This is a genomic window from Streptomyces adelaidensis, from assembly GCF_016598475.1.
GTDB classification, from domain to species: Bacteria; Actinomycetota; Actinomycetes; order Streptomycetales; family Streptomycetaceae; genus Streptomyces; species Streptomyces adelaidensis.
Map to the genome: position 1 here is coordinate 80,940 of NZ_JAEMUX010000030.1, position 7,008 is coordinate 87,947.

A 7,008-nucleotide genomic window follows, 5' to 3' on the forward strand; every position below is an offset into this window, starting at 1 on the left:
ACCCGGATCAACACCACTGCCGCCCGGCCACGACCGGCCTACATCGTGCGGCGTGCCCCGACCACTCCGACAACACCGTACGAATTATCCACGCTTATCAACCTGAATGCCGGAATCCCGACCGCCGATGTGCTCTCGATCCACGGGTGCTGCCCCGGCGCGCGATCTGTTGCAGCTTCTGCCCCTCCTGGTCGGTCAACCTGCGCACGCGGACAGGCTCAGCCACCGCACGCCCGGCACTCGGATCGGACGTCACCGCACATCCAGCCGCCGCGACCACCAACCCGGCGAACCAATGTGATCAGAGCGCTGGCGGGAGTCGTCAGCACCCTCGCGACGGCCGTGGCGTTCGTGCTGACGTACACCTTCGCGCAGACCACCGTGCTGACCGCCACCGCGCAGGAAACCGGCGACGGCACCCTCGCCCAGAGGCGGCTGAGCGCACCCGGCCGAACTGGCCGCCCTCCGCCTCAACGGCACCACACCCCGCCAGGTCCGCGTGATGATGCGCCGGGAGGCGGCGGTGATCCCGGCCGCCGCCCTCGGTGCGGGCCTGCTGCTGTCGGCGCTCCCTGCCGACCGTCGGGAGGGGGCCCGGAATGGGTGCCGTGCGGTGTCAGCCCAGGGTCAGTGAGGTCTGTACGGGCAGATGGTCGCTGGGGAACTGTCCGTTCAGGGCGAAGGTGTTGATCGAGGAGCGGTGCACCGTGATCTCCGGCGTGGTCAGGATCCAGTCGATGCGGTCGCCGCCGGGGATGAGCGGCCGATAGCCGTGGAAGGTCGCGTAGAGCTCACCGCGCTCGGCCGCCGTGTCCCAGGTGTCCACGAGTCCGGCTCCCAGCATCGTGTCGTAGACGGTGTTCCTGTGGGCCGCGACATTGAAGTCGCCGGTGACGACGAGCGGGAGGGACTGGTCGAACCCGGCGACACGCTGGGAGATCAGGGCCGCGGAACGCTCACGGGCGTACTGGCTGAGGTTGTCGAGGTGGGTGTTGAGGAAGTGGAACTGCCGGTCACCGTCCAGCAGATCGCGGAACCGGACCCAGGTGACCATACGGATGGAGCCGCCGCCCCAGGTGTTCGACCCGGCCACGTCCGGAGTGTCGGAGAGCCAGAAGTGGGCGTACTCGACCGGCGCGAGCCGACGGGTGTCGTAGAAGACCGCCATGAACTCGTCGCGGGTCCCGCCCGCGCGGCCGGTGCCGATCCAGCGGTAGTTCGGTCCCAAGTCGGCCTCGATGTCCAGCAGTTGCTGGTGCAGGCCTTCCTGGGTGCCGACGACGTGGGGCGCCTCCCGCCGCAGCAGTTCACGCATCACCGGTCTGCGCACGGCCCAGCTGTTGGGCTGGACGGTGCTCGCGTAACGCAGGTTGAAGGACATGGCGTCGAGCCGGGGGCCGGCGACTTCCGCCGTCGCGGCTGCGGGTTCGGGTTCGGCTGTGGGTTCGGGTTCGGGGGTCAGGGCGGTGCGGGACAGGTGGGACAGGGGCAGTAGAGCCGCCGCGGCGAGGGCGGTCTTCAGGCTCAGGCGACGCGTGACTCGGCTGTGGTTCGGCACAGGCGCTCCTTCTGTGGCGGCTTCCGGGCGAGTCGTGCGAATGCATTCTGGAACGGCCGCATGAGACGGTCATGAACATGTCGATATATCAGTGTGTACGTGACCGAAAGAGGTGTCGATAGGGCCGCGACGTCGCGCGCACTCTGACGGGCGAACGGACGCGGGGCGTCGAACGGAGTCGTACGGAGCCGACCGTAGAGCCGAACGGCCTGGTCAGCGTCGATGTGCGGTCGGTCGGCGAGTCGGGGCGCGGCTCCGTGATCGGTTGCGGCGTGCCGTGCCGACTACCACCGTGAGCGCAAGGACAGCAGCTTCGAAAGGAACGTCCATGCGCTCCCTCGTCTCCCGTGGTCTCCTCGTGTCGCCCCTGGTCTGCGGGGCACTGGTCTTAGGGCCGGTCGGCGCCGCCACCGCCGCCGTCGATGCGGGCCGCACCGCCTCGGACCGAATCGCCTCCGACCGCGGCGCGACGGGGCTCGCCGCGGCCCCCGACCCCGATGTGGACGACTTCCTGGCCCGGTTCGACGCGCTGGACAAGGAGATCGACGCGCTTCTGGCGAAGCATGAGGCCGACGTCGAGGCGCTGCTGGCGAAGCTCGACCTCGACCTCGGCATGGATATGGACATGGGCGCTGGCGCGGGCACGGACGGGCTGCCGGCGAATCCCGGTACCGGTACCAGTACCGATGCCGACATCGGCGCCGACATCGCCACGGCCGCCGATGTCGATACCGACGTCACCGGAGTCGACGCGGACGTACTGCTGACCCAGCTGGACACCCTCGACCGGATGGACCGTGGCGATGTACTCGCCCCGCTGCTGGCCGAGTTGACCACCATCGCCAAGCTGGACGCCGACCGGCTCGACGCGCCCGAGGCCGCCCGGCACGCCAAAGCGCTCGCAGCGGCACACGCCACCGTTCAGCAGCGGCTGAAGAAGCTGGACACCACGGCCCCGGCCGCCACCGGCCGTGCCGCCGCCGACCCGGTCGGGGACCTCCTGGCCACCCTCCAGTCCGCGGTCGACGGCCTCCTCAAGGCGCTGACCTCGCTAGACCTGGGCGCCGTACTGGGCGCGGTCACCGGTCTGCTCTCCCCGGTCCTCGGGGTGGTCACCGGTCTGCTGCAGCCGGTACTGGGCCTGGTCACCGGCCTCCTCGGCGGCGGTGTCCCCACGGTCCCGGCCGCGCCGGCGGCGTAACGCCCGCTCCCCGGCGGCCTGCCACCGGCCGTCCGGCGGCTCCGGTCACCGTCCGGGTCTCAGCCGTCCGCGGGGTCCCCGTCGCCCTCCGCCGCGTCACTGAGCCCCAGCCGCAAGTGCTCCACGTGGTACACCGCCTGGTCCAGCAGCTCCGCGACATGGTGGTCGTGCAGTGCGTACACCACCGAGCGGCCGCGCCGCTCGCCCACGACGAGGCCCAGGTTGCGCAGCAGGCGCAGCTGGTGGGAGCAGGCGGACTGCTCCATCCCGACCTCGGCGGCCAACTCGGTCGCCGGGAGCGGGCCTTCGCGCAACCGGGCGAGGATCAGCAGGCGGGAGGGGGTGGACAGGGCCTGGAGGGTGGTGGCCACCTTGGCGACGTTGGCCGCGTCCAGGCGCACGCGAGCGGCGGCTTCCTGCCCCCGCCCCTGCTCCTGTCCCCGCGCCCGCGCCTGCGCCTGCGCTGAGGTGACGGCTCCATGACCCATGGCGAGTATCTTACTCATCAGACATGAAGGCATGAATGAGTCTTCATGTGTTCCTGTATGGTGTGCCGGGTGTCCGCCACTCTTGCCCCGTCACCAGTCCGCCGTACGCCCGCGCCGACGGCACCCCGCCGCCGTACCCGCGTCCTCGCCCTGCCCGAGGCCCGCTGGGCGCTGGCGTCGACCGTCGCCTTCCTGCTCGCTTTCCCGCTGGACCTCGCCGGCGCCTCCGCCTGGCTGTACGGCCCGCTCTATGCGATCGCCTACGCGGCCGGCGGCTGGGAGCCCGCCCTCGAAGGGCTGCGGGCGCTGCGCGAGAAGAGCCTCGACGTCGACCTGCTGATGATCGTCGCGGCGCTCGGCGCGGCCGCGATCGGCCAGGTCCTCGACGGCGGCCTGCTGATCGTCATCTTCGCCACCTCCGGCGCCCTGGAGGCCCTGGCCACCGCCCGCACCGAGGACTCGGTACGCGGTCTGCTCGACCTCGCACCCACCACGGCCACCCGGCTGTCGCGGGACGGCTCCAGCGGCGGATCCACGGACGGCTCGCCGGACGGCTCCATGGACGGCTTCAGGGACGGCTTCACGGACGGCTTCACGGAGGAGACCGTGCCGACGGATCAACTCGCCGTCGGAGACGTGCTGTTGATCCGTCCCGGGGAGCGCATCGGAGCCGACGGACAGGTGCTGGAGGGCGAGAGCGAGGCCGACCAGGCCACCATCACCGGCGAACCGCTGCCCGTCCCCAAGGCCCCGGGCGACGAGGTCTTCGCGGGCACGCTCAACGGTACGGGCGCGCTGCGTGTCCGCGTCGAACGGGACCCCGCCGACTCCGTGATCGCCCGCATCGTGAGCCTCGTCGAGGAGGCGTCCCGCACCAAGGCGCCGACCCAGCTGTTCATCGAGAAGGTCGAACAGCGGTACGCCGTCGGGATCGTCGTCGCCACCCTCGCCGTCTTCGGCGTCCCGCTCGCCTTCGGCGAGGAGCTGACGGACGCCCTGCTCCGCGCCATGACCTTCATGATCGTCGCCTCGCCCTGCGCGGTCGTCCTGGCCACCATGCCGCCGCTGCTCTCCGCCATCGCCAACGCCGGCCGGCACGGCGTTCTGGTCAAGTCGGCCGTCGCCATGGAGCGGCTGGGCGCGATCGATGCGGCCGCGCTCGACAAGACCGGCACCCTCACGGAGGGCACCCCCGAAGTCACCGCCGTACGACCGCTGCCGGGCTCCGGGCTGGATGAGGACGCGCTGCTGGCGCTGGCCGCGGCCGCCGAGTACCCGAGTGAGCATCCGCTGGCACGGGCGGTCGTGGCCGCCGCCGGGGCGCGGGGAGTGCGGGTGGCCGCCGCCGAGGACTTCGTGGCCATGCCGGGCAGGGGCGTGCGAGCCACCGTCGAGGGGAGCGTGGTGACGGTGGGACGGCCGGGGGAGCACGGGCAGGAGGGGCAGGAGGGGCAGCACGGAGAGGACGCCGACGGGACGACCGTGCTCGTCGCGCGGGACGGGGCCGCCGTCGGGACGCTCACCCTCGCCGACCGCTTGCGACACGACGCCCCCGCGGCCGTGGCCGCGCTCGCCGCCGTGACCGGTGCGCCCCCGGTCCTGCTGACGGGCGACAACGGCCGTACGGCCGCTCAGGTGGCCGCCGGCACCGGCATCACCGACGTACGGGCGGAGCTGCTGCCGGAAGGCAAGGTGGAAGCCGTACGGGAGCTCCAGGACGCGGGCCGCAAGGTGCTGTTCGTCGGGGACGGGGTCAATGACGCGCCCGCGCTGGCCGCCGCGCACTCCGGTGTGGCGATGGGGCGGGCCGGGTCCGATCTCGCGCTGGAGACGGCGGACGCGGTGGTCGTGCGGGACGAGCTGGTGGCGATTCCGGCGGTGGTGCGGCTGTCGCGGGCGGCTCGGCGGCTGGTGGTGCAGAACCTGGTGATCGCCGGGGTGTGCATCGCCGTGCTGGTGGTGTGGGATCTGGCGGGGCATCTGCCGTTGCCGCTCGGGGTGGCCGGGCACGAGGGGTCCACGGTGCTGGTGGGGCTCAATGGGCTGCGGTTGCTGCGGGAGTCCGCGTGGCGGCGGGCCGCCGGTTAGGGCCGTGCGCGCCTGAGGGGGAGGGGCCGGCCGTTGCGTGGCGGCCGCGGGTCCGTCGTGGCTGGTCGCGCGGTTCCCCGCGCCGCTGAAGGACCACGGGCGTCCGGCGGCCCCACGCCACCCCCACGCCGATGTCGGATTTCCGCCAGCCCTGCCGCCTCCCCGTGGCCGATGCTTGAGCCATGCGGAACGGGATGCACAGGGATGTCGAGCGGTGTGTGCGGGCCGTGCGGTCGAAGGACGCGCGGTTCGACGGATGGTTCTTCACGGCGGTGCTGACGACGCGGATCTACTGCAGGCCCAGCTGTCCGGTGGTGCCGCCGAAGCCGGAGAACATGACGTTCCTGCCGAGTGCGGCGGCGTGTCAGCAGGCCGGGTTCCGGGCGTGCAAGCGGTGTCGGCCGGACACCAGTCCCGGGTCGCCGGAGTGGGATCAGCGGGCGGACCTGGTGGCGCGGGCGATGCGGCTCGTGGCGGACGGGGTGGTGGACCGGGAGGGCGTGCCGGGGCTCGCGCGGCGGCTCGGCTACAGCACCCGGCAGGTCGAGCGGCAGCTGCTGGCCGAGCTGGGGGCGGGGCCGCTGGCGCTCGCCCGGGCGCAGCGGGCGCAGACCGCGCGACTGCTGGTCGAGACGACCGCGCTGCCCATGGCGGAGATCGCGTTCGCCGCCGGGTTCGCGTCGATCCGCACCTTCAACGACACCGTGCGGGAGGTGTTCGCGCTCTCGCCCAGCGAACTGCGAGAGCGCGCCGCGCGGTCGGCCCGGCAACGCTCCGACTCACCCGGTTCGTCCGGGGCGTTGAGTCTTCGGCTGCCCTTCCGGGCGCCGCTCAACCCCGACAACCTCTTCGGTCACCTCGCGGCCACCGCCGTACCAGGGGTGGAGGAGTGGCGCGACGGCGCGTACCGGCGCACGCTCCGCCTTCCGTACGGCCACGGCATCGTGGGCCTCACCCCGGAGCCCGACCACATCGCCTGCCGGCTCACCCTCAGCGATCTGCGGGACCTCCCTGTCGCCATCAGCCGCTGCCGCCGCATGCTCGACCTGGACGCCGACCCGGTCGCCGTCGACGAGCAGCTGAGCACCGACCCGGTGCTCGCGCCGCTGGTGGCGAAGGCGCCGGGGCGCCGGGTGCCGCGTACCGTCGACGAGGCCGAGTTCGCCGTACGGGCCGTGCTCGGACAGCAGGTGTCCACGGCCGCCGCCCGCACCCACGCGGCCCGCCTGGTCACCGCGCACGGCGAACCGGTCGACGACCCCGAGGGTGGCCTCACCCACCTCTTCCCGTCCCCCGAGGCGCTGGCGGCCGTCGACCCCGAGTCCCTCGCGATGCCACGCACCCGCCGCACCACCTTCACCACCCTGGTACGACAACTCGCCGACGGCGACCTTCACTTGGGCGTCGACAGCGACTGGGCGGAGACCCGGGCCAGTCTGCTGGCCCTGCCCGGCTTCGGCCCCTGGACCGCCGATGTCATCGTCATGCGCGCCCTCGGCGACCCCGACGCGTTCCTCCCGACCGACCTCGGAATCCGGCGCGCCGCAAAGGAGTTGGGCCTGCCCTCCACGCCGGCCGCGCTCACCGCCCGTGCGGCGGCCTGGCGGCCCTGGCGGGCGTACGCGGTCCAGTATCTGTGGGCGACGGACAGCCACCCCATCAACTTCCTCCCC

5 protein-coding genes are annotated in these 7,008 nt (G+C 72.5%); 3 read left to right on the forward strand and 2 right to left on the reverse strand.

The genetic code is table 11. The features are described from left to right. Nucleotides 1–616: 616 nt before the first annotated feature. Entirely contained in the window at nt 617–1,558 is a 942-nt protein-coding gene (locus I8N67_RS19345; protein ID WP_200304393.1) for an endonuclease/exonuclease/phosphatase family protein, read from the reverse strand. A 328-nt stretch (nt 1,559–1,886) separates the two neighbouring features. Here I8N67_RS19345 and I8N67_RS19350 point away from each other — a divergent pair, with 328 nt between their 5' ends. Next, nucleotides 1,887–2,759 (forward strand): hypothetical protein, encoded by an 873-nt coding sequence (locus I8N67_RS19350; RefSeq protein WP_200304394.1) that lies wholly within the window; start codon nt 1,887–1,889, stop codon nt 2,757–2,759. Between the two features lie 59 nt (nt 2,760–2,818). On the opposite strand, the gene I8N67_RS19355 is transcribed toward I8N67_RS19350, so the two are convergent. Then, complete coding sequence (locus I8N67_RS19355; RefSeq protein ID WP_200304400.1) at nt 2,819–3,247, reverse strand: ArsR/SmtB family transcription factor; 429 nt, start codon at nt 3,245–3,247, stop codon at nt 2,819–2,821. Between the two features lie 57 nt (nt 3,248–3,304). On the opposite strand from I8N67_RS19355, the gene I8N67_RS19360 reads away from it, so the two are divergent. Both I8N67_RS19360 and I8N67_RS19365 read left to right on the forward strand, forming a co-directional pair. Continuing rightward, a complete protein-coding gene (locus tag I8N67_RS19360; RefSeq protein WP_200304401.1) occupies nt 3,305–5,335 on the forward strand; it encodes a heavy metal translocating P-type ATPase in 2,031 nt (676 codons plus the stop codon). Between the two features lie 194 nt (nt 5,336–5,529). Continuing rightward, nucleotides 5,530–7,008 (forward strand): AlkA N-terminal domain-containing protein (locus I8N67_RS19365; RefSeq protein WP_200304402.1); only part of this gene is annotated, 1,479 nt, incomplete at its 3' end.

Excerpts from the sequence above, each read along its gene's own strand:
- I8N67_RS19350 (WP_200304394.1), top strand. The coding sequence starts at position 1,887 with ATGCGCTCCCTCGTCTCCCGTGGTCTCCTCGTGTCGCCCCTGGTCTGC.
- I8N67_RS19355 (WP_200304400.1), bottom strand. The coding sequence starts at position 3,247 with ATGGGTCATGGAGCCGTCACCTCAGCGCAGGCGCAGGCGCGGGCGCGG.
- I8N67_RS19360 (WP_200304401.1), top strand. The coding sequence starts at position 3,305 with ATGGTGTGCCGGGTGTCCGCCACTCTTGCCCCGTCACCAGTCCGCCGT.